This window comes from Bradyrhizobium sediminis (assembly GCF_018736085.1).
GTDB lineage: Bacteria > Pseudomonadota > Alphaproteobacteria > Rhizobiales > Xanthobacteraceae > Bradyrhizobium > Bradyrhizobium sediminis.
The window spans coordinates 2,876,891-2,901,133 of sequence record NZ_CP076134.1; the positions used below are offsets into that span (position 1 = coordinate 2,876,891).

Genomic DNA, 24,243 nt, shown 5'->3' on the forward strand with positions numbered 1-24,243 from the left:
TCCTGGAGTTACCATGCCAATTCAAGTGCTGATGCCTGCGCTGTCGCCGACCATGGAGAAAGGCAACCTTTCGAAATGGTTGAAGAAGGAGGGCGAGGCGATCAAATCGGGCGATGTCATCGCCGAGATCGAAACCGACAAGGCGACGATGGAAGTCGAGGCCACCGATGAGGGCACCCTCGGCAAGATACTGATCCCGGAAGGCACCGAAGACGTCGCCGTCAATACGCCGATCGCGACCATTCTGGCCGACGGCGAGACAACAGCCGATCTCGGCAAGGCGCCGGCTCCGAAGGCGGCTCCGGTCGCGCCCAGTGTCGCGCAGGAAGTGGCCGAGTCGCGCTCGCCGGCCGGCGAGGGCAAGCCGATGATTTCGGCCCCCACCGCCTCCGTCGCTCCCGCGGCTGTTGCCGAACCCGATCCCGAAGTGCCCGCCGGCACCGAGATGGTGACCATCACCATCCGCGAAGCACTGCGCGACGCGATGGCCGAGGAGATGCGGCGCGATCCGGACGTCTTCGTGATGGGCGAGGAAGTCGCGGAGTATCAGGGCGCCTACAAGGTCACGCAGGGACTGCTGCAGGAATTCGGCGCCAGGCGCGTCATCGATACCCCGATCACCGAACACGGCTTCGCCGGCATCGGCGTCGGTGCGGCGATGGCGGGCCTGAAGCCGATCGTCGAATTCATGACCTTCAATTTCGCCATGCAGGCGATGGACCAGATCATCAATTCCGCGGCCAAGACGCTGTACATGTCGGGCGGCCAGATGGGCTGCGGAATCGTGTTCCGTGGCCCGAACGGCGCCGCCGCCCGCGTCGCCGCCCAGCACAGCCAGGATTATTCGGCCTGGTATTCGCAGATTCCCGGCCTCAAGGTGATCGCGCCGTATTCGGCCGCCGACTACAAGGGCCTCTTGAAAGCTGCGATCCGCGATCCCAACCCGGTGATCTTCCTCGAAAACGAAATGCTGTACGGCCACACCGGCGAGGTGCCGAAATTCGACGATTATGTGATCCCGATTGGCAAGGCGCGCGTGGTGAGAACGGGCGGTCACGTCACGATCGTCTCGTGGTCGAACGGCATGAGCTACGCGCTGAAGGCGGCCGAAGAACTGGCGAAGGAAGGCATCGAGGCCGAGGTGATCGATCTGCGCACGCTGCGTCCGATGGATACCGAAACCATCGTGGCGTCCGTGAAGAAGACCGGCCGCGCGGTGACGGTGGAGGAGGGCTGGCAACAGAATGGCGTCGGCGCCGAGATCGCCGCCCGCATCATGGAACACGCTTTCGATTATCTCGATGCGCCGGTGGCGCGGGTGTCGGGCAAGGACGTGCCGATGCCGTATGCCGCCAATCTCGAAAAGCTGGCGTTGCCCTCCGCGGCCGAAGTGGTCGCGGCCGCCAAAGCCGTTTGTTACAGGTAGGCCATGGCCGGGCCTAGGGAGCAGCCATTGCCTCCGGACGTCATGGGCCGTGATGACGCCACGGAGGTGTTGCGCGCCTTCGTCGTCGATGGCGGATTGTCCATCGCGTTCCAGCGCGCGTTCGAGGAGCCGGATATGTGGGGCCTGCTCCTGGTCGATATCGCGCGCCATGCCGCGCGCGCCTATGCGCGCGAGAGCGAGTACACCGAGGAGGATGCGCTGGCGCGCATCGTCGACATGTTCGAATCCGAAATCGCGCGGCCGACCGACCTGGGCAGCACCACGCCGCGGTCGCAACAGGGTCACTGACAATGCCAATCAATATTCTGATGCCTGCGCTGTCGCCCACGATGGAAAAGGGCAACCTTGCCAAGTGGCTCAAGAAGGAGGGCGACAAGGTCAAGTCCGGCGACGTCATCGCCGAGATCGAGACCGACAAGGCGACCATGGAAGTCGAGGCGGTCGACGAGGGCACCATTGCGAAAATTCTGGTGCCCGAGGGCACCCAGGATGTGGCGGTCAACGACGTCATCGCGGTGCTGGCCGGTGACGGCGAGGACGTGAAGTCGGCGGGGGCAGGGGCCGCCGCCGCGCCGAAGGCGGCTCCGGCGGCTGACGCGGCCGCGAAGCCCGCGCCGGCACTTGCTGCAGCTCCTTCCGCGGCCAAGGCTCCTGCGCCTGCCGCCGCGGCTCCCGCGCCGCAGGCCGCGCCTGCGCCACAGGCCAACGGCCATGCCCGCACGTTTTCGTCGCCGCTGGCGCGCCGGTTGGCAAAGGAAGCCGGCATTGAACTCGCGCGCATCAACGGATCAGGCCCGCATGGCCGCGTCGTCGCCCGCGACGTCGAGGATGCAAAATCCGGCAGGGGACTGAAGGCGCCGGCTGCAGCGCCTGCGGCCGCGCCGAGCATTGCACCGTCGATGTCGGACAAGCAGATCCTCGCGCTATTTGAGGAAGGCTCCTACGAGATCGTGCCGCATGACGGCATGCGCCGCACGATTGCGCAGCGGCTCACCGCATCGGTGCAGACGGTGCCGGTCTTCTACCTGACCATGGACTGCGACATCGGCAAGCTGCTCGCGGCCCGCGAGGAGATCAACGCCGCCGCGCCGAAGGACAACGAAAAGAAGCCACTCTACAAGCTGTCGGTGAACGACTTCGTCATCAAGGCGATGGCGATCGCGCTGCAGCGGATTCCCAATTGCAACGTGAGCTGGACCGAAGGCGGCATGGTCAAGCACCGGCATTCCGACATCGGCGTGGCGGTGGCGATGCCCGGCGGGCTGATCACGCCGATCATCCGCAAGGCCGAAACCAAGTCGCTCTCGACCATTTCCGCCGAGATGAAGGATTTTGCCGCGCGCGCCCGGTCGCGCAAGCTCAAGCCGGAGGAATACCAGGGCGGCACCACGGCGGTGTCGAACCTCGGCATGTACGGCATCAATCACTTCACCGCCGTGATCAATCCGCCGCATGCGACGATCCTGGCGGTCGGCACCAGCGAGGAGCGCCCCGTGGTCCGTGCCGGCAAGATCGAGATCGCGCAGATGATGAGCGTGACGCTGTCCTGCGATCACCGCGCCATCGACGGCGCGCTCGGCGCCGAGCTGATCGGCGCCTTCAAGATGCTGATCGAAAATCCCGTCATGATGATGGTGTGACAGCCGTCATTGCGAGCGCAGCGAAGCAATCCATTTCACGACCGGAAGCATGGATTGCTTCGTCGCAAGTGCTCCTCGCAATGACGGAGGCGAACAGTCGATCCGGTTGAACGATGAGAATGAGCGAGTAATCATGGCCGACACCTCCTTCGACATCATCATCATCGGCTCCGGCCCCGGCGGCTACGTCACCGCGATCCGCGCCGCGCAGCTCGGCTTCAAGACCGCGATCGTGGAGAAATCCTATCTCGGCGGCATCTGCCTGAACTGGGGCTGCATCCCGACCAAGGCGCTGCTGCGCTCGGCGGAAATCTATCACTACATGCAGCACGCCAAGGACTACGGGCTCTCGGCCGAGAAGATCTCGTACGACCCGAAGGCGGTGGTGCAGCGCTCGCGCGGGGTCTCGAAGCGCCTCAACGACGGCGTCGGCTTCCTGATGAAGAAGAATAAGGTGACGGTGATCTGGGGCGCGGCCTCGATCGATGCACCCGGCAAAGTCACCGTGAAGAAATCCGCTGTCGAGGCGCCGAAGGGCGCGCTGGGCGAGGGCGCCTACCAGGCCAAGCACATCATCCTCGCCACCGGCGCGCGGCCGCGGGTGCTGCCGGGGCTCGAGCCCGACAAGAAATTGATCTGGACTTATTTCGAGGCAATGGTGCCGGAGAGGATGCCGAAGTCGCTACTGGTGGTCGGCTCCGGCGCGATCGGTATCGAGTTCGCGTCATTCTTCCACACCATGGGCGCCGACGTCACCGTGGTCGAGGTGCTGCCGCAGATCCTGCCCGTCGAGGACGCCGAGATCGCCGGCCTCGCGCGCAAGCGCTTCGAGAAACAGGGCATCAAGATCCTCAGCGGCACCAAAGTCACAAAACTCGAGAAGAAGAGCGACAGCGTGGTCGCCACCATCGATGACGGCAAGGGCAAGCCGCAGGCGGTCGAGTTCGAGCGGGTGATTTCGGCGGTCGGCGTGGTCGGCAACATCGAAAATCTCGGGCTCGAAAAGCTCGGGGTCAAGACCGACCGCGGCTGCGTCGTGATCGACGGCTACGGCAAGACCAATGTGCCGGGCATCTACGCCATCGGCGACGTCGCGGGCCCGCCGATGCTGGCACACAAGGCCGAGCACGAGGGCGTGGTCTGCGTCGAGGCCATCAAGGGCCTGCATCCGCATGCCATGGACAAGAACCTGATTCCCGGCTGCACCTATTGCCATCCGCAGATTGCATCGGTCGGCCTCACCGAGGCGAAGGCGAAAGAGGGCGGCCGCGAAATCCGGGTCGGGCGCTTTCCCTTCGTCGGCAACGGCAAGGCAATCGCGCTCGGCGAGGATCAGGGGTTGGTCAAGGTGATCTTCGACAAGAAGACCGGCCAGTTGCTCGGCGCGCACATGATCGGCGCCGAAGTCACCGAACTGATCCAGGGCTACGTGGTGGCCATGAACCTGGAAACGACGGAAGAAGAACTGATGCACACCGTATTCCCGCATCCGACGCTGTCGGAGATGATGAAGGAAGCCGTACTGGATGCCTATGGCCGGGTGTTGAATACGTAAGACCGCCGTCATTGCGAGCCAACGGGTCGCGCGAACGCGCGCCCGATGATAAACTCCGCGAAGCAATCCACTTATCCACTCGCGGTGCTATGGATTGCTTCGTCGCTGACGCTCCTCGCAATGACGGATAGCAAGACCGCTGGGACAAGAAAGAACGACACGTGAAAGACAATGACAATCTGACGATCGAACGCCCGACCTTCGTGACCCATCTCGAATGCGCGATGGAGGGCGATCGATATCCTGCTGACCAGGTTCACAACCTATCCAAGGCCGGCAAGCCGCTCCTGGTGCGCTACGACCTCGCCGGCGTGAAGAAGGCTTTGACAAAGGATGCGCTGGCGCAGCGCCCGGCCGATCTCTGGCGCTATCGCGAGATGCTGCCGGTGCGCAAGGCGGCCGACGCCGTCAGCCTTGGCGAGGTGACGACGCCGCTGATCCGCCTGCCGAAATTGGCGAAGAAGATCGGCGGCGGCGAAATCATCGTGAAGGACGAGGGCCGGCTGCCGACCGGCTCGTTCAAGGCGCGCGGGCTTGTCATGGCGGTGTCGATGGGCAAGGCGCTCGGCATCAAGCACATGGCGATGCCGACCAACGGCAATGCCGGCGCGGCGCTGGCCGCCTATGCGACCTCCTGCGGCATCAAGACCACGATCTTCTGCCCGGCCGATACGCCGGAAGTGAACGTCAGCGAGATCGAGCTGCAGGGCGCCACCGTCTATCGCGTCAACGGATTGATCGACGATTGCGGCAAGATCGTCGGCGAGGGCAAGGCCAAGGCCGGCTGGTTCGACACCTCGACGCTGAAGGAGCCCTACCGGATCGAGGGCAAGAAGACGATGGGCCTCGAACTCGCCGAACAACTCGGCTGGGACGTGCCGGACGTGATCTTCTATCCGACCGGTGGCGGTACCGGCCTGATCGGTATGTGGAAGGCGTTCGCCGAACTCGAAGCCATCGGCTTCATCGGAAGCAAACGGCCGCGCATGATCGCGGTGCAAGCGGCAGGCTGCGCGCCGATGGTGCGGGCTTTCGAGGCCGGCACCGAGCATGCGCCGCGCTGGGAGGATGCCCACACCATTGCGTCGGGAATCCGCGTGCCGCAGGCGATCGGGGATTTTCTTATCCTGCGCGCGGTGCGGGAGAGCAAGGGATTTGCGATTGCGGTTGATGACGAGAAGATTTCTGCTGCGCTCAACGAAGTCGCGCGCGAAGAAGGCTTGCTCTTGTGTCCGGAAGGTGCGGCGACCTATGCTGCCTACAAGCAAAGCCTTGCCGATGGCCGTGTGACGAAAAATGACCGGGTGATGCTGTTCAATTGCGCGACAGGGCTCAAATATCCGCTGCCGCCGGTCACGCGCACCCTCGATCGTCATCAACCGATCGACTACGCTAAGCTGTAATCCATCGTAAGAGCCGTAATCCATCGTCAGAATGGTGCGGCGCAAGGGGAGGGTGTGATGCGAAGAACAGTCCTGACTGCCTTGATCGCGATGCTGTTATCGGGCGGCGTCGCGCGCGCGGATAATTTCCCGTCGCATCCCGTCACCATCGTGGTGCCGTTTGCCGCCGGCGGTCCGTCCGATGTGATGGCACGGATACTGGCCGAGCGGATGAAGACAACGCTCGGCGAAACCGTCCTGGTCGAGAACGTGACCGGCGCGGGCGGTTCGATCGGGGTCGGGCGCGCATTGCGCTCGCCGCCCGACGGCTACACCATCAGTTTCGGCCATCTCGGCACCCACGTCGCCAACGGCGCGATCTACAAGCTCGGCTACGACCTCGTGGCCGACCTCGAGCCGGTGGCGCTGTTGCCCAGCAATCCGATGGTTCTCGTCAGCAAGAATGCGGTTCCGGCAAAATCGCTGAAGGAGCTGATCGAGTGGCTGAAGGCGCGGCCTACCCCGGCTACCGCCGGCACCGCTGGCGCCGGTTCGGGAAGTCATATCGCCGGGCTTTATTTCCAGAACGTCACCGGCGTCAGACTGCAATATGTGCCGTATCGCGGCACCGGGCCGGCGATGAATGATCTCGTGGCCGGGCAGATCGATCTGATCGTCGATCAGCTTTCCAACTCCATCAACCAGGTGCGCGCCGGCACCATCCGCGCCTATGCCGTCACCGATACCAAGCGCGGCGCCTCGGCACCGGAGATTCCGACCACGGACGAGGCCGGCCTGCCCGGGTTCCACATGACGCTGTGGTCGGGCCTGTGGGTGCCGAAGGGGACGCCGAAGGATATTGTCGCCAAGCTCAACGCTTCCGCGGTCGATGCGCTGAACGATCCGGGCGTGCGCAAGCAGCTGGAAAACCTCGGTCTGCAGATGCCGCCGAAGGATAAGCTGTCGCCGGAGGCGCTCGGCAGCTGGCAGAAGGCCGAGATTGCGAAATGGTGGCCTATGATCAAGGCCGCCGACGTCAAGGTGAATTGAACCGGCGAATTGCCGACCTCACCATGAGGTTCCAGAGCAGTGAGTAACCTCTACGGCACTGCGGCTGCGGCAAATTAACCCGACGGGCAAGGTATCGCTTAACCCGTCGGGTAAATCAGATTTATCAGTTCGCCCGTCTCACCCGGCAAGAGGGGCGGGTCGCGATCGTCACGAACGCGGGTTGAGATGCGGTGGACGCGGCAGCGTCGGGCGGTTGGTGAGAACCGCCCGTTCGCACATGACAGATTTTGCAGACACAAGAGCACGGCATAAGCCGTAAAACCATTGCGCAGGGAAGGCCGGATTGCCTCCGCTGAACCTGTATGCTCGTGTGCGTTTCTTGATGCACACTTTGCACACGAGACCGCGGGTGCAGCGCGCACCCGGCTTTCCCTGCACCCTCTTTTCTTCAGAGGGACAAAATTCGCCTCGCGCCGCGGGAAGCCACATCCTGTGGATGTATGGATGAGCCATAACACTGGATGCAATCAGCCCATGGTTGCCGATGCGCCACGATTGTTGCTTGGCCGCAACAGTCAGCGAAGATTTAACCGTCATCGCAGCAAGCGCTTGCACGCGCCGCTATTTGGCCACACCCCTCAATGAAATCATTCCTTCGTAGGCTTACGGCCACGGCGCTCGCGAAGGCGAAGGGAACCTGCTCAATTCCCGGGTCTAACAAGAGTTGGCCGGGGAAACAGGTTCGCGATGGACGCCAGGACCGACATCAAGAAGCGACTGCCGAGCCGTCATGTGACGGAGGGCCCGGAGCGGGCACCGCACCGGTCGTATCTTTATGCCATGGGACTGACCACCGCGCAGATCCACCAGCCCTTTGTCGGCGTGGCGTCCTGCTGGAACGAGGCCGCGCCCTGCAACATCTCGCTGATGCGGCAGGCCCAGGCGGTCAAGAAGGGCGTCGCCTCCGCCGGCGGCACCCCCCGCGAATTCTGCACCATCACCGTCACCGACGGCATCGCCATGGGCCATGACGGCATGCGCTCGTCGCTGCCTTCAAGGGAATGCATCGCCGATTCCGTCGAATTGACCATGCGCGGCCACGCCTACGACGCCCTCGTCGGGATCGCCGGCTGCGATAAGTCGTTGCCGGGCATGATGATGGCGATGGTCCGGCTCAACGTGCCCTCGATCTTCATCTATGGCGGCTCGATCCTGCCGGGCAATTTCCGCGGCCAGCAGGTCACGGTGCAGGACATGTTCGAGGCGGTCGGCAAGCATTCGGTCGGCGAAATGTCCGATGCCGACCTCGACGAAATCGAGCGGGTGGCCTGCCCGTCCGCTGGCGCGTGCGGTGCACAATTCACCGCCAACACCATGGCAACGGTTTCCGAGGCCATCGGGCTGGCGTTGCCGTATTCGGCCGGGGCGCCCGCGCCCTACGAAATCCGCGACTCGTTCTGCATGACCGCGGGCGAGAAGGTGATGGAGCTGATCGCGCTGAATATCCGGCCGCGGGACATCGTCACCCGCCGCTCGCTGGAAAACGCCGCGGCCGTGGTGGCCGCTTCCGGCGGATCGACCAATGCTGCACTGCACCTGCCTGCGATCGCCCACGAATGCGGCATCAAGTTCGACCTGTTCGACGTGGCGGAAATCTTCAAAAAAACACCATATGTCGCGGATTTGAAACCGGGCGGCCGTTATGTCGCCAAAGACATGTTCGAGGTTGGCGGCATACCGCTTCTGATGAAGACGCTGCTCGACAATGGCCACCTGCACGGGGATTGCTTGACCGTCACGGGCCGGACGATCGCCGAAAACCTCAAAAGCGTAAAATGGAATCCGCACCAGGACGTGGTGCGTTCCGCCGACAAGCCGATCACCGTCACCGGCGGTGTGGTCGGCCTGAAGGGGAATCTCGCGCCCGAGGGCGCGATCGTGAAGGTCGCGGGCATGTCGAATTTGAAATTTACCGGGCCGGCCCGCTGCTTCGATCGCGAAGAGGACGCCTTCGAGGCTGTCCAGAAGAAGACCTACAAAGAGGGCGAGGTCATCGTGATCCGCTATGAGGGGCCGCGCGGCGGTCCCGGCATGCGGGAAATGCTCTCGACCACGGCGGCGCTGACCGGGCAGGGCATGGGCGGCAAGATCGCCCTCATCACCGATGGCCGGTTCTCCGGCGCGACCCGAGGGTTCTGCATCGGCCATGTCGGGCCGGAGGCGGCCATTGGCGGGCCGATTGCGCTGCTGCGGGACGGCGATATCATTGAAATCGACGCCGACGTCGGGACTCTTAACGTAAAATTGACCGACGCCGAGCTCGCCGAACGTAAGACCAAATGGAAGCCCCGAGAGACCAATCATACATCGGGTGTGCTCTGGAAATATGCCCAGCAGGTTGGGCCGGCGGTGGATGGCGCTGTAACCCATCCGGGCGGTGCGCACGAGAAGCAGTGTTATGCGGACATCTAGGCGTATCATTCTTGCGTTGATTTTGGGGGCCGCCCCGGTGGCGGCTCCGGCCTTCGGATTCGACGGCGCGCCGGTCAACGCGGATACGGCTATTCCGGTGGTTTCGGCTCAGCCCGGCGCCGCAGCGGCCCTGAAGAAGGCGGTTCCGCCGGCGGCCTCGACCACCTCGCTGACTTCGCTGCAATATGCCGCCGAGGGCGGCCACCCGATCGCGCAATGGAAACTGGGCCGGATGTACGCCGACGGCGATGGCGTCGCCCAGGACGACCTGCGCGCCTTCGAATATTTCAGCCGCATTGCCAACCAGCATGCCGAAGACAGTCCGTCGGCGCCGCAGGCCGGGGTCGTTGCCAACGCCTTCGTGGCGCTCGGCCGCTACTACCTCAAGGGCATTCCCAACTCGAAGATCAAGTCGGATCCGGACCGGGCGCGCGAGATGTTTTCCTACGCCGCTTCGTATTTCGGCAATGCCGACGCGCAATACGATCTGGCCCGGCTCTATCTCAAGAGCGCCGGCTCGTCGCGGGACGATTTCCGCTACGGCGCGCGCTGGCTCGGCCTTGCCGCCCAGAAGGGCCAGCATCAGGCGCAGGCCATGCTCGGCCAGATGCTGTTCAACGGCGATCAGATGCCGCCTCAGCGCGCCCGCGGGCTGATGTGGCTGACGCTGGCGCGCGACAGCGCGGCGCCCGACGAGACCTGGATCAAGGAAAGCTACAACAAGGCGATCGCCAGGGCGTCCGAGAACGACCGGGCGATGGCGCTGCAGATGCTCGAGCACTGGGTGCAGGGCCGCAAGGACTGACGTCCAACTCAGTCCGTGGCGCGGGCGAGACGTGCCCGCCATTCCCTCAAATCGCAGCCGTCAGGCCGCTTCCAGGTCGAGATCGATCCAGACCGGCACGTGGTCCGACGGCTTCTCCCAGGCGCGCACATAGCTGTCGATGCCGGCGTCGATCAGCCGGTCGCTGGCCTGCGGCGACAGCAGCAGATGATCGATACGCAGGCCGTGGTTCTTCTGCCACGCGCCCGCCTGGTAGTCCCAGAAGGTGTATTGTCCGGGGGCATCGGTGACCGCGCGCACCGCGTCGGTCAACCCGAGACCAAGCAGCGACTGGAAGCTTTCCCGGGTCTGCGGGCGGAACAGGGCATCGTTGACCCAGGCGGCGGGGTTATGGACATCCTGCGCCGCCGGAATGACGTTGAAATCGCCGGCCAGCACCAGCGGCTCTTCCGCTTTAAGCCGCTGCTTCGAATACTCAAAAAGTCGTGACATCCATTTGAGTTTATAGGGATATTTCTCGGTCTCTGGTGGATTGCCGTTGGGCAGATAGAGGCAGGCGATCCGCAGCACGCCGCGTTTCAGCTGGACCACGCCCTCCAGAAACCGGGCGTGGGCATCCTCGTCGTCGCCCGCCAGGCCTGATTTGGTTTCATCGAACGGCAGCTTGGACAGCAGCGCCACCCCGTTGAAGGTCTTCTGGCCATGGGTGACCACGTTGTAGCCGAGCGCTTCGATTTCCAGCCGCGGAAACGCCTCGTCGACGCACTTGATCTCCTGCAGGCAGACGATGTCGGGCGCACAGTCCTTCAGCCAGACCAGGAGATGGTCGATCCGCTGCCGGACCGAATTGACGTTCCACGTAGCAATACGCATCAGGGGTTTCCGGGCAAGTAACGACAAATTTTGGGTTCACTGGCATACCATGCGCGGCGGCGCTGTGATAACCGTTTAGAACAAGGCGGAAGGTCGCCATCAAGGGGCAGGAACGGACCGTCCCGGTCGCAGGTGGACCGGCCGACGTGAAATGCGATGAAAAAACGAAACCTCATGATTCTGGCGGGCGCGCTCGGCATCGCGGCGCTGGCGGCCTATGTAACCCGTACGTCATGGATGAGCGGCGGCAGTGTCCAGGGACCGCCCCGGGCCCGCGTGGTGTCGGTTGAACTGGCCAAGGCCGAGCGCAAGCCGGTGCCGGTCGATGTCGATTCGATCGGAACGGTAACGCCGATTTCCAGCGTGGCGCTGAAATCGCGGGTCGAAACCACCATCGTCTCCGTCCATTTCGAAGACGGCGCCAAGGTCAACAAGGGCGATCTGTTGTTTACGCTCGACGCGCGCCAGATCGATGCTCTGATCGAGCAGGCCGAGGGCGTGCTCGCCAAGGATCAGGCGCAGCTCGAAGCCGCGCTACGCGACGTCCGGCGCTTCGGCGACCTGATCGGCAAGGGCGCGACCACGCAAGTCAACCTCGATAACGCCAAGACCCAGGCCGATATCCTGACCGGCACCATCAAGGCGGACCAGTCCGCGCTGGACAATCTGAGGGTCCAAAAGAGCTACACCACCATCCGCGCGCCGTTTTCGGGACGGATCAGCGTCGCCAATGTGAAGGTCGGTAATTTCGTCCGGCCTGCCGATACCGCGCCGCTCGCCGTCATCAATCAGATGGCGCCGGTCTATGTGACCTTCGCCATCCCGCAGCGCGCTTTGGTCGAGCTGCGCGATGCCATGGCGGCCGGGGGCTCCAAGGTGATTGCCACCATCCCGGGCCACCAGCGATCCGAGGACGGCAAGGTGGCGATGGTCGAAAACACGGTCGATGCCACCACCGGCATGGTCACCGTGCGCGGCATCATGAACAACGAGAACGAGACCCTGTGGCCGGGGACGCTGGTGAATACCAGGCTCATCATTCGCACCGAGGACGGCGTGACGGTGCCCACGGCCGCCGTGCAGCGCAGCCAGAGCGGCAATTTCGTTTTCGTCATGAAGGACGGCAAGGCCCACGTTCAGCCGGTGACGGTCAGCCGCACCTTTCAGGGATCATCCGTGATCGCCAGCGGGCTGTCCGGCGGCGAGGATGTCATCGTAGACGGGCAACTGTTGTTGTCGGAGGGGACTCCTGTCGCGCCGCGCGGCGCCAAAGCGGGGGCCTGACCGATGACCCTGTCGGAGCTTTGTATCCGCCGCCCGGTCATGACGGCTCTGATGACGGCTACGATCATCGCTTTCGGCGTGTTCGGCTTTCGGCTGCTGCCGGTCTCAGCCCTCCCCAAGGTGGATTTCCCGACCATCGCGGTGACCGCGACGTTGCCGGGTGCCAGCGCCGACACCATGGCGGCTTCCGTCGCCGGTCCGATCGAACGCCAGCTCTCGACCATTGCCGGTATCTCGTCGATGTCCTCGACCTCCTCGCAGGGCACCACCGCGATCATCATTCAATTTGATCTCAACCGGAACATCGACGCCGCCGCGCTGGACGTGCAGACCGCGCTGACCATCGCGCAGCGCCGGCTGCCGGTCGAGATGATCACTCCGCCGACTTTCCGGAAGGTCAATCCCTCGGAATTCGCGGTGCTGTTCATCTCACTGAGGTCGGAAACGTTGCCGCTGTCCACGGTCAACGAATATGGCGACATCACCATCGCGCAGGCGTTGTCGCAGATTCAGGGCGTCGCCCAGGTCGTGATTTTCGGCAGTCAGAAATTCGCCGTTCGCGTGCAAGCCGATCCTGAAGCCGCCGCGGCGCGCGGCCTGACGCTGGATGACATCAGGACCGCGGTCGCGCGCGCGAACTCGTCCACGCCGGTCGGCACGCTGAACGGGCCGAAACAGGACGTGGCGCTTCAGGCCTCCGGCCAGATGGCCAATGCGGCCGACTACCGGCACGTGATCGTCGCCTGGCGCAATGGTTCGCCGGTGCGGCTCGACGAGGTGGCGCGCGTCTATGACAGCGTCGAGAACGACAAGATCGCAAGCTGGTTCAACGGCACCCGCTCGATCGTTCTGGCCATCTTCAAGCAGCCGGACGCCAACACGGTAGCCGTCGTCGACGGCGTGCTGGCGAAGCTGCCAGCGTTGCGCGCGCAGATTCCGCCGTCGGTGACGATCCAGGTCGCGATGGATCGTTCGCAGTCGATCCGGCAATCCGTCGCCGACGTCGAAGAGACCCTGCTGATCGCCATCGGCCTCGTGATCCTGGTGATCTTCCTGTTCCTGCGCTCGGCGTCCGCGACCTTTATTCCGGCATTGGCGGTGCCGATCTCGCTCTGCGGCACCTTCGCCGTCATGTATGTGCTGGACTTCTCCGTCAACAACATGACGCTGCTGGCTCTGACCTTGTCGGTCGGTTTCGTGGTCGATGACGCCATTGTCATGCTGGAAAACATCGTCCGCCACATCGAACATGGCGTGCGTCCGTTTGAGGCGGCCCTGAAGGGCGCGCGCGAGGTCGGCTTTACCATCATTTCGATCACCTTCTCGCTGATCGCGGTGTTCATTCCCGTGCTGCTGATGGGCGGCATCGTCGGCCGCGTGTTCCGCGAATTCGCGGTCACGATAGCGGTTGCGATCATGGTTTCCGGTTTCGTTTCGCTGACGCTGACGCCGATGCTGTGCGCGCGCGTGCTGAAGGCCCATGACGAGACCAGGAAACCGAACATCGTGCTGCGGGTGTTCGAGCGGATGTTCGATTCCTGGCTTCGTGCCTACGAATGGTCGCTCGACTGGGTGCTTGCCCGCAAGCCGATGATGCTGGTGGTGACGCTGGCGACGCTCGCCGGCACCGTCGCGCTCTACGTCGTCGTGCCCAAGGGATTCTTTCCCCAGGAAGACACCGGCTTTCTGTTCGGTACGACCGAAGCCGCGACCGACACGTCGTTCGAGGCCATGACGGTACGCCAGAAGGAACTGGCCGATCTGCTCAGCAAGGACCCGGCGGTACAGTACATCAACAGTACCGTGGGCGCGGGCGGCCCGAACACGACTACCAATTATGCGCGGCTGTTCATCGCGCTGAAACCGCGGAAGGAGCGGGAAGCGGCCCCGGTGGTGATGGCTCGTCTGCGCCAGAAGGCGGCCCAGGTGCCGGGGATGCAGGCGTTTTTCCAGAGCGTCCAGAACCTCAACATCGGCGGCCGGCTGTCCAAGAGCCAGTACCAGTACGCCCTGCAGAGCGGCGATACGGAATCGCTCTACCGGGTGGCGCCGGAAATGCGCGACAGGATCGCCAAGGTCCCCGGGCTGCTCGACGTCACCACCGATCTCTACATCAAGAATCCGCAAATGACCGTCGAGATCGACCGCGAGAAGGCCGCGGTCTACGGCATCACCGTCGATCACGTCCGCAACCAGCTCTATAACGCCTATGGCGGCCGGCAGATCGGCACCATCTACATGCCATCGAACGACTATCAGATCATCCTCGAGGTGCAGCCGCAGTTTCGCATCGATCCGTCGAACCTGTCCAAGCTCTACATGAAGACCGCCAACAACCAGACCATCCCGCTGGATGCGGTGGCCAAACTGGTGCCGACGGTCGGCCCGCTGCAGATCAATCACCAGGGCCAGCAGCCCGCGGTGACGGTCTCGTTCAACCTCGCGCCCGGCTATTCGCTCGGCTACGCCGTGAACGAGATTACCAAGATCGAGCAAAGCTCGAATCTTCCTGCCACCATCGCCACCGGCTTCTCCGGCACCGCGCAGGTGTTCCAGGATTCCCTGCGCGGGCAGGGGGTGCTGATCCTCGCGGCGGTGTTCGCGGCCTTCGTGATCCTCGGCATCCTCTACGAAAGCTTCATTCACCCCATCACGATCATTTCCGGCCTGCCGTCGGCCGGCATCGGCGCGATCCTGACGCTGATGGCGTTCAACATGGAACTGTCGGTCATCGCCATGATCGGCATCGTGATGCTGGTCGGCATCGTCAAGAAGAACGCCATCATGATGGTGGACTTCGCGCTGGAGCGCCGCCGAGTCGGGTTGAGCGCCGAGCACGCCATTCGCGAGGCCGCGTTGCTGCGGTTCCGCCCGATCATGATGACGACGTTCGCGGCGATCTTCGGCACGCTGCCGATCGCGATCGGCGCCGGCGCCGGCGCCGAGCTGCGCCAGCCGCTCGGCATTGCCGTGGTCGGCGGTCTCTGCGTCTCGCAGCTGCTGACGCTGTTCATCACGCCGGTGATCTACATCTACCTCGACCGGATCGACCGCCGGCTGAAGCGCCGCCTCGAACCGCAGGCGGAGGAGGGCGACAATGTCGAGCGGCCGCATGTCGCCGCGGCGGAGTAATGACGCCGGGCCGAAGATGACGCCGCACCGTGGACACGTGGCGGCCCTGATTGCCGCGAGCCTGTTCGCCGGCTTGGCTGAGCGCGTTCTCGCCGACGAGCCGATCGAAATCTTCGACGCGCACCTGCACTACAACTGGGAACCGAAGCCGTACTACCAGCTCGATGAGGTGCTGGCGCTGCTCAAGAAAAATCGCGTGACCGGTATCCTCGCCACCAGCCGCCCCAACACCGGCACCCATGCGCTGATGGATGCCAAGGCCGAGGGTCTGCAGGTGGTGCCCTTCATCAGGCCGTACCGGGTGCGTCCCGATATCCAGACCTGGTTCAAGGACCCCGTCATCTTCGAACTGGTGCAGGACGAGTTCAAGCGCGGCTATTATCGCGGCGTCGGCGAGTTTCATCTGTCGGGACAAGCTGCCGACACCGAGGTGGTCAGGGACACCGTCAACTTTGCCGTGGCAAACGATCTCTATCTGCACGCCCATGCCGATGAGGCCGCGCTGGAAATCCTGATGCGGCATAATCCCAAGGCGCGGATCATCTGGGCGCATACCGGCTTTGGCATCCCCGGCGAGCGCGTCGCCGCGATGCTGGCCAAATATCCCAAGCTGTGGGGTGAATTGTCGTACCGCAGCGGCATCACCGACGGGGCCGGGAAACTGACGCCGGAATGGCGAGCGCTGTTTGAGCGCTATCCCGACCGTTTCCTGCTCGGCTCGGATACCTGGGTCCCGGAGCGCTGGGCGAGCTACGGTGAAATCATGGCCGGGTATCGCGCCTGGCTGGCGCAATTGCCGCCCGATGTCGCCCGGCAGATCGCGCACGGCAACGCCAGGGCGTTGTTCTCAGGCCGCTAGATGTTCTCAGATCGAGAAGCTGGTGCCGCAGCCGCAGGATGCGGTGGCGTTCGGATTGACCACCCGGAACGAGGCGCCGATCAGGTCGTCGACGAAATCCACTTCGGAGCCGGCCAGGAAGGGCACCGAAGCCGGATCGACCAGCACCACGGCGCTGTCGCGCTCGATCACCAGATCATCCTCGGCCTTCGCGCGCTCGACGTCGAACTTGTACTGGAAGCCCGAGCAGCCGCCGCCTTCGACGCTGATCCGCAGCATGGCGCCGTCACCCTCGGTCTTGAGGATTTCCCCGATGCGGCGGGCGGCCCGCTCGCTGATGGTGACGGCAGTCGTCATGTGAGGTCTCCGGTCGCCGGTGCCATAGCCAATTTATTTGGTATCCGGCGCTGCCCATAGTTAAGTGCGCCGGCCACGGGAATCAAACCATTAGGGGATCAATACATCGTGTCGGTCGGAATGGCTGCTCCTCGCTCGGTCTATGCCTGCGACCCCGACCGCAGCCGCGGACGGCTGTTCGGGGAGCCGCCGAGCCAGACCCGCAGCCCGTTCCGCCGGGATTGCGACCGGGTGATCCATTCGACCGCCTTTCGCCGCCTGAAGTACAAGACCCAGGTCTTCGTGTTCCACGAAGGCGATCATTACCGCACCCGGCTGACCCACTCGCTCGAGGTCGCGCAGATCGCCCGGGCGCTGGCCCGGCAGCTCGGCCTCGACGAGGACCTCACGGAAACCCTGGCGCTGGCGCATGATCTCGGCCATCCGCCGTTTGGCCATGCCGGCGAGCGGGCGCTGGACGCCTGCCTGCAGGCCCATGGCGGGTTCGATCACAACGCGCAGACGTTGCGCGTCGTCACCGCGCTGGAACATCGTTATCCCGATTTCGACGGGCTCAACCTGACCTGGGAATCGCTGGAGGGCATCGTCAAGCACAACGGGCCGCTGACCGATCGCGGCGGCGCCGCCATCGGCCGCCATCGCGACCGCGGCGTTCCCGCAGGGATATCCGACTATGTCGGGACCCATGACCTGGAACTGTGGAGCTTTGCCTCGCTGGAGGCGCAGGTCGCGGCGATCGCCGACGATATCGCCTATGACGCCCATGATATCGACGACGGCCTGCGCGCCGGGCTGTTCGGGGTTGACGACCTCAAGGTGATGCCGCTTGCCGCAGACATGATCGCGGAGATCGCGCGGCATTATCCCGATCTCGACGACATCAGGCGCGGCGCGGAACTGGTGCGCGAACTGATCTCCTATCTGATCGGGGCCGTGGTCGCGGAAGCGCGCCGGCGTCTGGAGATCGCGCGGCCGCAATCGGTCGATGACGTCCGCAACCATGGCGACGTCTTGATCGCGTTCCCCCCCGGCGTCGCGCAGGCGGAAGCCGAGATCAAGGCGTTCCTGAAACGGGGGATGTACCGCCATCCCCGCGTCATGCGCGTGATGGGCGACGCCGAACAGATCGTATCCGAGCTGTTCGCACGCTATCAGCGCGTGCCTGGCGACCTGCCGGCGGAATGGCTGCCCGACGCTGCCGGCCACGAGACCGAAACCGAGCGCGCGCGGCGGATCGGCAACTTTATCGCCGGGATGACCGACCGCTTCGCGCTGACCGAGCATCACAGGCTTTTTGACTCGACCCCGGATTTGCGTTAGGCGGCGGCCTCAAGCCGCATGCGCGGCGCAATCCCCGGTCCAGTCACGCCCATGGTCGAATCCAGACAACCGCAGCATCTTTTCGCCAACGTGCTCGCGCGCGTCCATGCGGTTTGCGGTGCGCTCGCATCCGAAGGCGGCTGGCCCGTCAATATCGACCTGTCGCGCGTCGTGGTCGAGCCGCCGCGGGATGCTTCGCACGGTGACATGGCGACCAACGCCGCGATGGTATTGGCCAAGGAGGCGAAGGCAAAACCGAGGGATCTCGCCGAACAAATCGCCGAAAAACTACGTGCCGACGATCTGATTGCGTCCGTCGATGTCGCCGGTCCCGGCTTCATCAACCTCACCCTGAAGGCGTCGGCCTGGTCGGATGAACTGCGCACGGTGTTGCGTGAGGGGGCGTCCTACGGGCAAAGCGCGATGGGCGCGGCCGAGAAGGTCAATGTCGAATATGTCTCGGCCAATCCAACCGGGCCGATGCATGTCGGACATTGCCGCGGCGCGGTGTTCGGCGATGCCTTGTGCAGCCTGCTGCAGTTCGCGGGCTACGATGTCACCCGCGAATACTACATCAACGACGCCGGCGCCCAGGTCGACGTGCTCGCGCGTTCGGCGTTCCTGCGTTACCGCGAAGCGCTCGGCGAGAACGTCGGCGAGATTCCGGAAGGGTTGTATCCCGGCGACTATCTGAAGCCGGTCGGGCAGGCGCTGGCCGCCGAATATGGCGACAAGCTCAAGACGATGCCGGAAGACGCGTGGCTGCCCGCCGTGCGCGACAAAGCCATCGCGATGATGATGGACGAGATCAAGGGCGATCTCGCCGCGCTCAACATCCGGCATGACGTGTTCTTCTCGGAGCGGTCGCTGATCGAGAATGGCAACAACAAGGTCACGGAGACCATCGATTTTCTCCGTTCCAAGGGCGACATCTACGAAGGCCGGCTGCCGCCGCCCAAGGGTGGCGCACCGGTCGAGGACTACGAGGATCGCGAGCAGACGCTGTTCCGAGCCACCGCCTATGGCGACGACGTCGATCGTCCGCTGATGAAGTCGGACGGCAGCTATACCTATTTCGCCTCCGATATCGCCAACCACAAGAACAAGTTCGACCGCGGCTTTGCCAACCTGATCGACGTGTTCGGCGCCGATCACGGCGGCTACATCAAGCGCATGCAGGCGGCGGTGAAGGCCGTCACCGCGGGCAAGGCCATGCTGGACGTGAAGGTGGTGCAGCTGGTGAGGCTGCTGCGCCATGGCGAACCGGTGAAGATGTCGAAACGCTCCGGCGATTTCGTCACCCTGCGCGAGGTGGTCGACGAGGTCGGTTCCGACGCGGTGCGGTTCATGATGCTGTTCCGCAAGAACGACGCGGTGCTGGATTTCGACCTCGCCAAGGTGATCGAGCAGTCCAAGGACAATGCGGTGTTCTATGTCCAGTACGGCCATGCCCGCGGGCATTCGATCTTCAAGAACGCCCGCGAGACGATCCCCGGCCTGCCGGAAGATACGCGCGCGCGCGCCGCGTTCCTGGATGATGCGGCGGTGGAACGGCTGACGGACCCCGCGGAACTCAGCCTGCTCAGGCTGCTGGCGCTCTATCCCCGCATGATCGAGGCCGCGGCGGTCGCGCATGAACCGCACCGAATCGCGTTTTACCTGTATGATCTTGCCAGCGAATTTCACGCACTATGGACGAGGGGCCGGGATTTGCCCTATTTACGCTTCATTATCAATAATGATGCAGAGATCACAAAGGCGCGGCTGGCGTTGGTCCAGGGCGTCGTCTCGGTCCTGGCATCTGGGCTCGCCGTTCTCGGCGTCCATGCTCCGGACGAGATGCGGTAGGCGGGACGCGAAGCCCCTCACATGGGGATCTGTGAGGGCATCCGGCAAGGGCTGGTTCGTTCGTACCTGGTTCGTTTGTAAGGGCGGGTTGGCAGCTTTCCCGAAGGGGACGCATCATCACGATGGCTGATCGATATCAGGACAGACCTTTTCCGGCGGGCGATGACTACGATCGCAGCGCAGACCCGCACGCGCAGCCGCCGAGGGCCGAGAGCGATCCGCTGGCCGAGCTGGCGCGGCTGATCGGCCAGACCGACCCGTTCGCGATGGGCAGGGCCAATCAGCCGGTGCAGCCGCGTGGCGTCGAGCGCGCGCAGTATCAGCCGCCGGCGCCTGCCGGCGATGAGCCTCCCGCGGGCCCGCCGCCGTGGATGCGGCGCGCCACCCCGCAGCCGGCTCCAGTCCCAACTCCAGCTCCGGCCCCGCAGGAAGATTACGCCGAAGATTACCCGAGCACCGTGCATCCGCTGCATCGCTACGCAGCCCAGCCAGCCGCGCCGGAACCGGACTATCACCAGGCGCCATCCTACGCCGAAGCCGACTACCAGCCCGATCCGTCGCGCTATGACGATGCGCTGTACGGTCAGCCCGACCCCGGCGCACAGCAATCCCAGCACGATCCGGCCTATGCCGACGATGCCTATGGCTATCAGGACGGGTACGACGACGGCCTCGAAGAGGAGCCGGTCCGGAAGCGCGGCGGCGGCATGGTCACCGTTGCGGTGGTGCTTGCGCTGGCCGTAGTCGGGACGGGCGCTGCCTTTGCCTATCGTACCTATGTCGGATCGCCCCGCAGCGGCGAGCCGCCGATCATCAAGGCCGACAACAGCCCGACCAAGATCGTGCCGGCCCCATCGGACGGCACCGCCAAGGTGCCGGACCGCATGGCGACCGGCGATGGCGCCGAAAAGATCGTTCCGCGCGAGGAGGCCCCGGTCGACGTCAATCGATCCGGCCCGCGCGTGGTGTTTCCGCCGCTGAACCCGAATAGCAGTCCGCCGCCGGTCGCGAGCGTCACCCCCACCGGCCCGCCGCCTGCGGGCACCGGCAACGGCACGCTGTCGAGCAGCGAGCCGCGCAAAATCAAGACGCTGGCCGTCCGCGGCGATCAGGCCGATGCAGCCGCGGTGCCGGTCAATGCGCCGCCGCCGGCCAAACCGGCTGCCGCGCCCAAGGCGGCTGCGACGGCACCGCCGGCCACGCGAAATCCGCCATCGTCGGCCAATGCCAGTGCCAATGCGCCGCTGTCGTTGACGCCGCAGGGCGGTCCGTCGGCTCCAGGCCCCGGAACCCGGGTTGCGGCCACCAATCCCGTGCAGACCGCGCCCAGCGGTGGCGGGGGATACATGGTCCAGGTCGCCTCGCAGAAGAACGAGGCGGACGCGCAGGCCTCCTACCGGGCGCTGCAGAGCAAGTATTCCTCCGTGCTCGGATCGCGTTCGCCGGTGATCAGGCGTGCCGACCTCGGCGACAAGGGCGTTTATTACCGCGCCATGATCGGTCCTTTCGGGTCCGCGGATGAAGCGTCGCATTTCTGCGGCAACCTGAAGACTGCCGGCGGGCAGTGCGTCGTCCAAAGGAATTAACGGCCGTTTCCTTGACCCCTGGAGGGCGCGCGGGCTAATCGGCCCCATGGGCAGCCGCGCATTCATCACTGGCGTATCCGGATTGGAACTCAGCGCCGCCGAGCGCGAATTCATCCGCGAGGAGCGGCCATGGGGCTTTATTCTGTTCAAGCGGAATATTGAGACGCCCGCACAAGTCGCTCAGCTTGTTCAGGAGTTGCGAAATGCCATCGGTAGCGCGGAGGCGCCGGTCCTGATCGATCAGGAAGGCGGTCGGGTCCAGCGCCTGGGGCCGCCGCACTGGCCGGTCTATCCGCCCGGGGCCGTCTTCGGGGCGCTGTACGACCTCGATCGCGCGGCCGGCCTGTCCGCGGCCCGCCTGAGTGCCCGGCTGATCGCAGCCGACCTCTTGGAACTCGGGATTACCGTCGATTGCCTGCCGCTGGCGGACGTCCCGGTTGAAGGCGCCGATGCGGTCATCGGCAACCGGGCCTATGGCACCGAGCCGGCCAAGGTCGCCGCGATCGCCCGCGCCGTGACCGAGGGGCTGGAGCAGGGCGGCGTCTTGCCGGTTCTCAAGCACATTCCCGGCCATGGACGGGCCACCGCAGACACCCATTTCAGGCTCCCGGAGGTCGATACGCCCAGGGGGGAGCTGGAACGGACCGATTTCGCCGCATTCCAATCGCTGGCGGACCTGCCGATGGCCATGACCGCACATGTTGTGTTTAGCGCGCTGGACCCCGCCCATCCGGCGACGACTTCTGCGACAATCATCGAACAAGTGATTCGCGGCGTGATCGGGTTCCAGGGTTTGTTGATGAGTGATGACGTGTCCATGAACGCTTTGGCCGGATCGATTGCCGAGCGGACCCGGGACATCGTCGCCGCAGGCTGCGACATGGTTCTGCATTGTAACGGCAAGCTCGACGAAATGCGCGAGGTCGCCCGTGAGACGCCTGAATTGTCGGGTAAGGCGCTGGAGCGCGCCGGCCGGGCACTGGCGTCGCGCAGGGCGCCGCAGCCGCTGGACCGGCTGGCGGCACGGGCTGAACTGGACGCATTGATCAATCGGGCAGGGATGGCGGGCGCATGAGCGCGGAAATTCTATCGTTTGAAACCGGACGGCCGGCCGAACTCGCCGACGACGAGCCGTCGCTGGTCGTCGATGTCGAGGGCTATGAGGGGCCGCTCGATCTGCTGCTGGCGCTGGCGCGGCAGCAGAAGGTCGACCTGCACAAGATCTCCATTCTGGCGCTGGCCGACCAGTATCTGGTGTTCATCGAGGCGGCCCGGAAAATCCGCTTGGAGCTTGCCGCCGACTATCTGGTGATGGCGGCGTGGCTGGCATTTCTGAAATCGCGGCTGCTGCTGCCCGAACCCGCCACTGCGGATGGGCCGAGCGCCGAGGAAATGGCAACTGCGCTCGCCAACCGGCTGCGCCGGCTCGAGGCCATTCGCGAAGCCTCGAACCGGCTGATGAACCGCCCGCAATTGATGCGGGACATCTTTCCGCGGGGAAGCCCGGAATCGATCGCGGAAATCAGGCACCCCAAGTTTACCGCGACGCTGTTCGACCTGCTCACCGCCTACGCCGCGCAGCGCCAGCAGCGGGTGCTGGCGACGGTGCATCTGGCCAAGCGCACGGTGTGGTCGCTGGCGGAGGCGCGCGCGTCGCTGGAGCGCCTGGTCGGGATGGCCGAGGACTGGAGCTGCCTCGACGAATATTTGCTCAATTACGTCGTTGATCCCTCGCAAAAGGCCACGGTCTTTGCGTCCAGCTTTGCAGCGGCACTGGAACTGGTCCGGGAAGGCGAGATGGAACTGCACCAGAAGGAGGCGTTCGCGCCTTTGTTTTTTCGAAAGCGTCCGCCGCAACCAGTATCCGACGCGATGACCGCGCCGGATCTGCCGGCTGAGTAAGTGGAAGAAGGAGACCGAGCCATGGCAAGCCTGGCGGAAAAACGCGTAGCGGATGCCGAGGAGCCTTCTATGGACCCGCAAGCGCGCCCCGAGGAACTGCGGTTGCTCGAAGCGCTGCTGTTCGCCTCCTCCGAACCGCTCGATCAGGCTGCACTTGCCAAGCGGATGCCCGACGGCGTCGACATCAAGACGGCGCTGGCGCAGCTGCAGGCGGACTACGCCCCGCGCGGCGTCAATCTGGTTCGCGTCGCCAACAAATGGACCTTCCGCACCGCCGGCGATCTGTCCTGGCTGATGACGCGGGAGAGCACTGAGACGCGGCGGCTGTCGCGTGCGGCGATCGAAATGCTGGCGATCATCGCCTACCACCAGCCGGTGACGCGCGCGGAGATCGAGGAAATCCGCGGCGTGATCACCTCCAAGGGGACGCTGGATGTCCTGCTGGAGACCGGCTGGATCAGGCCGCGTGGCCGTCGCAAGACGCCGGGACGTCCGCTGACCTTCGGCACCACCGAGGCCTTCCTGTCCCAGTTCAGCCTGGAGGCGCTGGGCGATCTGCCGGGCCTCGAGGAGTTGAAGGGCACGGGCCTGCTGGATTCGCGGCTGCCTTCCGGATTCAGCGTTCCGACGCCGTCGGACGACCCTACCTTGCGCGATGACGAGGATCCGCTCGAGGTCGGCGATCTGGAACTGGCGCTGGCGCCGGCGGTCGAGCCGGAACAGGGCGGCGAAGGCTAGCGCCGGCCGGAAGGCTGCGACAGGTCGGCGTCGACGCGCCGTGCCGGTTAACGGTAGTGCGTTAACGCCGATTT

19 protein-coding genes are annotated in these 24,243 nt (G+C 64.5%); 17 read left to right on the forward strand and 2 right to left on the reverse strand.

Annotated features, from left to right (window positions below; genetic code table 11):
* The first annotated feature begins 13 nt into the window (after positions 1–13).
* The 8 genes from KMZ29_RS13945 to KMZ29_RS13980 all read left to right on the forward strand — a co-directional run bounded on the left by KMZ29_RS13945 (position 14) and on the right by KMZ29_RS13980 (position 10,312).
* Complete coding sequence (locus KMZ29_RS13945; protein ID WP_215619819.1) at positions 14–1,426, forward strand: pyruvate dehydrogenase complex E1 component subunit beta; 1,413 nt, start codon at positions 14–16, stop codon at positions 1,424–1,426.
* Between the two features lie 3 nt (positions 1,427–1,429).
* Positions 1,430–1,735: a DUF5076 domain-containing protein gene (locus tag KMZ29_RS13950; protein ID WP_215601827.1), complete on the forward strand. Its 306-nt coding sequence runs from the start codon at positions 1,430–1,432 to the stop codon at positions 1,733–1,735.
* A 2-nt stretch (positions 1,736–1,737) separates the two neighbouring features.
* Positions 1,738–3,087 carry a pyruvate dehydrogenase complex dihydrolipoamide acetyltransferase gene (locus KMZ29_RS13955; protein ID WP_215619820.1) on the forward strand — a complete coding sequence of 450 codons (1,350 nt, stop codon included), beginning with the start codon at positions 1,738–1,740 and terminating at the stop codon, positions 3,085–3,087.
* A 133-nt stretch (positions 3,088–3,220) separates the two neighbouring features.
* Positions 3,221–4,642, forward strand: coding sequence for a dihydrolipoyl dehydrogenase (lpdA, locus tag KMZ29_RS13960; RefSeq protein ID WP_215619821.1), 1,422 nt, complete (start codon positions 3,221–3,223; stop codon positions 4,640–4,642).
* Between the two features lie 161 nt (positions 4,643–4,803).
* Positions 4,804–6,045, forward strand: a complete 1,242-nt coding sequence (locus KMZ29_RS13965) for a threonine synthase (protein ID WP_215619822.1) — start codon at positions 4,804–4,806, stop codon at positions 6,043–6,045.
* A gap of 57 nt (positions 6,046–6,102) precedes the next feature.
* Complete coding sequence (locus KMZ29_RS13970) at positions 6,103–7,074, forward strand: tripartite tricarboxylate transporter substrate binding protein BugD (RefSeq protein WP_215619823.1); 972 nt, start codon at positions 6,103–6,105, stop codon at positions 7,072–7,074.
* Between the two features lie 708 nt (positions 7,075–7,782).
* Positions 7,783–9,507, forward strand: a complete 1,725-nt coding sequence (ilvD, locus tag KMZ29_RS13975; RefSeq protein WP_215619824.1) for a dihydroxy-acid dehydratase — start codon at positions 7,783–7,785, stop codon at positions 9,505–9,507.
* Complete coding sequence (locus KMZ29_RS13980; protein ID WP_215601834.1) at positions 9,494–10,312, forward strand: tetratricopeptide repeat protein; 819 nt, start codon at positions 9,494–9,496, stop codon at positions 10,310–10,312. Before ilvD ends, KMZ29_RS13980 begins: the two co-directional genes overlap by 14 nt.
* Before the next feature lie 60 nt (positions 10,313–10,372).
* On the opposite strand, the gene xth is transcribed toward KMZ29_RS13980, so the two are convergent.
* Positions 10,373–11,164, reverse strand: a complete 792-nt coding sequence (xth, locus tag KMZ29_RS13985) for an exodeoxyribonuclease III (protein WP_215619825.1) — start codon at positions 11,162–11,164, stop codon at positions 10,373–10,375.
* Between the two features lie 156 nt (positions 11,165–11,320).
* On the opposite strand from xth, the gene KMZ29_RS13990 reads away from it, so the two are divergent.
* The 3 genes from KMZ29_RS13990 to KMZ29_RS14000 are packed head-to-tail and all read left to right on the forward strand — an operon-like array spanning position 11,321 to position 16,439.
* The gene (locus KMZ29_RS13990) at positions 11,321–12,448 is read left to right on the forward strand and encodes an efflux RND transporter periplasmic adaptor subunit (protein WP_215619826.1); all 1,128 of its coding nucleotides are present in this window, start codon (positions 11,321–11,323) and stop codon (positions 12,446–12,448) included.
* Between the two features lie 3 nt (positions 12,449–12,451).
* Positions 12,452–15,580, forward strand: coding sequence for an efflux RND transporter permease subunit (locus KMZ29_RS13995; RefSeq protein ID WP_215619827.1), 3,129 nt, complete (start codon positions 12,452–12,454; stop codon positions 15,578–15,580).
* The gene (locus tag KMZ29_RS14000) at positions 15,546–16,439 is read left to right on the forward strand and encodes an amidohydrolase family protein (RefSeq protein WP_249779688.1); all 894 of its coding nucleotides are present in this window, start codon (positions 15,546–15,548) and stop codon (positions 16,437–16,439) included. Before KMZ29_RS13995 ends, KMZ29_RS14000 begins: the two co-directional genes overlap by 35 nt.
* A gap of 6 nt (positions 16,440–16,445) precedes the next feature.
* Here the strand turns inward: KMZ29_RS14000 and erpA are convergent, their stop codons facing one another.
* On the reverse strand, positions 16,446–16,775 hold the full coding sequence (erpA, locus tag KMZ29_RS14005; RefSeq protein ID WP_215611994.1) for an iron-sulfur cluster insertion protein ErpA: 330 nt from the start codon (positions 16,773–16,775) through the stop codon (positions 16,446–16,448).
* Positions 16,776–16,883: 108 nt separating this feature from the next.
* Between erpA and KMZ29_RS14010 the strand changes: the two genes are divergently transcribed.
* The 6 genes from KMZ29_RS14010 to scpB all read left to right on the forward strand — a co-directional run bounded on the left by KMZ29_RS14010 (position 16,884) and on the right by scpB (position 24,169).
* Positions 16,884–18,095, forward strand: a complete 1,212-nt coding sequence (locus tag KMZ29_RS14010) for a deoxyguanosinetriphosphate triphosphohydrolase (protein WP_215619828.1) — start codon at positions 16,884–16,886, stop codon at positions 18,093–18,095.
* 51 nt (positions 18,096–18,146) lie between these two features.
* Complete coding sequence (gene argS / locus KMZ29_RS14015) at positions 18,147–19,943, forward strand: arginine--tRNA ligase (RefSeq protein ID WP_215619829.1); 1,797 nt, start codon at positions 18,147–18,149, stop codon at positions 19,941–19,943.
* 122 nt (positions 19,944–20,065) lie between these two features.
* Positions 20,066–21,529, forward strand: a complete 1,464-nt coding sequence (locus KMZ29_RS14020; RefSeq protein WP_215619830.1) for an SPOR domain-containing protein — start codon at positions 20,066–20,068, stop codon at positions 21,527–21,529.
* A gap of 46 nt (positions 21,530–21,575) precedes the next feature.
* The gene (gene nagZ / locus KMZ29_RS14025; protein WP_215619831.1) at positions 21,576–22,604 is read left to right on the forward strand and encodes a beta-N-acetylhexosaminidase; all 1,029 of its coding nucleotides are present in this window, start codon (positions 21,576–21,578) and stop codon (positions 22,602–22,604) included.
* A complete protein-coding gene (locus KMZ29_RS14030; protein ID WP_215619832.1) occupies positions 22,601–23,431 on the forward strand; it encodes a segregation and condensation protein A in 831 nt (276 codons plus the stop codon). The genes nagZ and KMZ29_RS14030 overlap by 4 nt, the downstream gene beginning before the upstream one ends.
* 21 nt (positions 23,432–23,452) lie before the next feature.
* Positions 23,453–24,169, forward strand: coding sequence for an SMC-Scp complex subunit ScpB (gene scpB, locus KMZ29_RS14035; RefSeq protein ID WP_215619833.1), 717 nt, complete (start codon positions 23,453–23,455; stop codon positions 24,167–24,169).
* The last annotated feature ends 74 nt before the right edge of the window (positions 24,170–24,243 follow it).

What these genes read in the sequence shown, in the direction of transcription:
- xth (WP_215619825.1), bottom strand. Translation starts at nt 11,164, where the DNA reads ATGCGTATTGCTACGTGGAACGTCAATTCGGTCCGGCAGCGGATCGAC.
- KMZ29_RS13980 (WP_215601834.1), top strand. Translation starts at nt 9,494, where the DNA reads ATGCGGACATCTAGGCGTATCATTCTTGCGTTGATTTTGGGGGCCGCC.
- KMZ29_RS13950 (WP_215601827.1), top strand. Translation starts at nt 1,430, where the DNA reads ATGGCCGGGCCTAGGGAGCAGCCATTGCCTCCGGACGTCATGGGCCGT.
- ilvD (WP_215619824.1), top strand. Translation starts at nt 7,783, where the DNA reads ATGGACGCCAGGACCGACATCAAGAAGCGACTGCCGAGCCGTCATGTG.
- KMZ29_RS13970 (WP_215619823.1), top strand. Translation starts at nt 6,103, where the DNA reads ATGCGAAGAACAGTCCTGACTGCCTTGATCGCGATGCTGTTATCGGGC.
- KMZ29_RS13995 (WP_215619827.1), top strand. Translation starts at nt 12,452, where the DNA reads ATGACCCTGTCGGAGCTTTGTATCCGCCGCCCGGTCATGACGGCTCTG.
- erpA (WP_215611994.1), bottom strand. Translation starts at nt 16,775, where the DNA reads ATGACGACTGCCGTCACCATCAGCGAGCGGGCCGCCCGCCGCATCGGG.
- KMZ29_RS13955 (WP_215619820.1), top strand. Translation starts at nt 1,738, where the DNA reads ATGCCAATCAATATTCTGATGCCTGCGCTGTCGCCCACGATGGAAAAG.
- nagZ (WP_215619831.1), top strand. Translation starts at nt 21,576, where the DNA reads ATGGGCAGCCGCGCATTCATCACTGGCGTATCCGGATTGGAACTCAGC.
- scpB (WP_215619833.1), top strand. Translation starts at nt 23,453, where the DNA reads ATGGCAAGCCTGGCGGAAAAACGCGTAGCGGATGCCGAGGAGCCTTCT.
- KMZ29_RS14000 (WP_249779688.1), top strand. Translation starts at nt 15,546, where the DNA reads ATGTCGAGCGGCCGCATGTCGCCGCGGCGGAGTAATGACGCCGGGCCG.
- KMZ29_RS14020 (WP_215619830.1), top strand. Translation starts at nt 20,066, where the DNA reads ATGGCTGATCGATATCAGGACAGACCTTTTCCGGCGGGCGATGACTAC.
- KMZ29_RS13945 (WP_215619819.1), top strand. Translation starts at nt 14, where the DNA reads ATGCCAATTCAAGTGCTGATGCCTGCGCTGTCGCCGACCATGGAGAAA.
- lpdA (WP_215619821.1), top strand. Translation starts at nt 3,221, where the DNA reads ATGGCCGACACCTCCTTCGACATCATCATCATCGGCTCCGGCCCCGGC.
- KMZ29_RS13990 (WP_215619826.1), top strand. Translation starts at nt 11,321, where the DNA reads ATGAAAAAACGAAACCTCATGATTCTGGCGGGCGCGCTCGGCATCGCG.
- argS (WP_215619829.1), top strand. Translation starts at nt 18,147, where the DNA reads ATGGTCGAATCCAGACAACCGCAGCATCTTTTCGCCAACGTGCTCGCG.
- KMZ29_RS14030 (WP_215619832.1), top strand. Translation starts at nt 22,601, where the DNA reads ATGAGCGCGGAAATTCTATCGTTTGAAACCGGACGGCCGGCCGAACTC.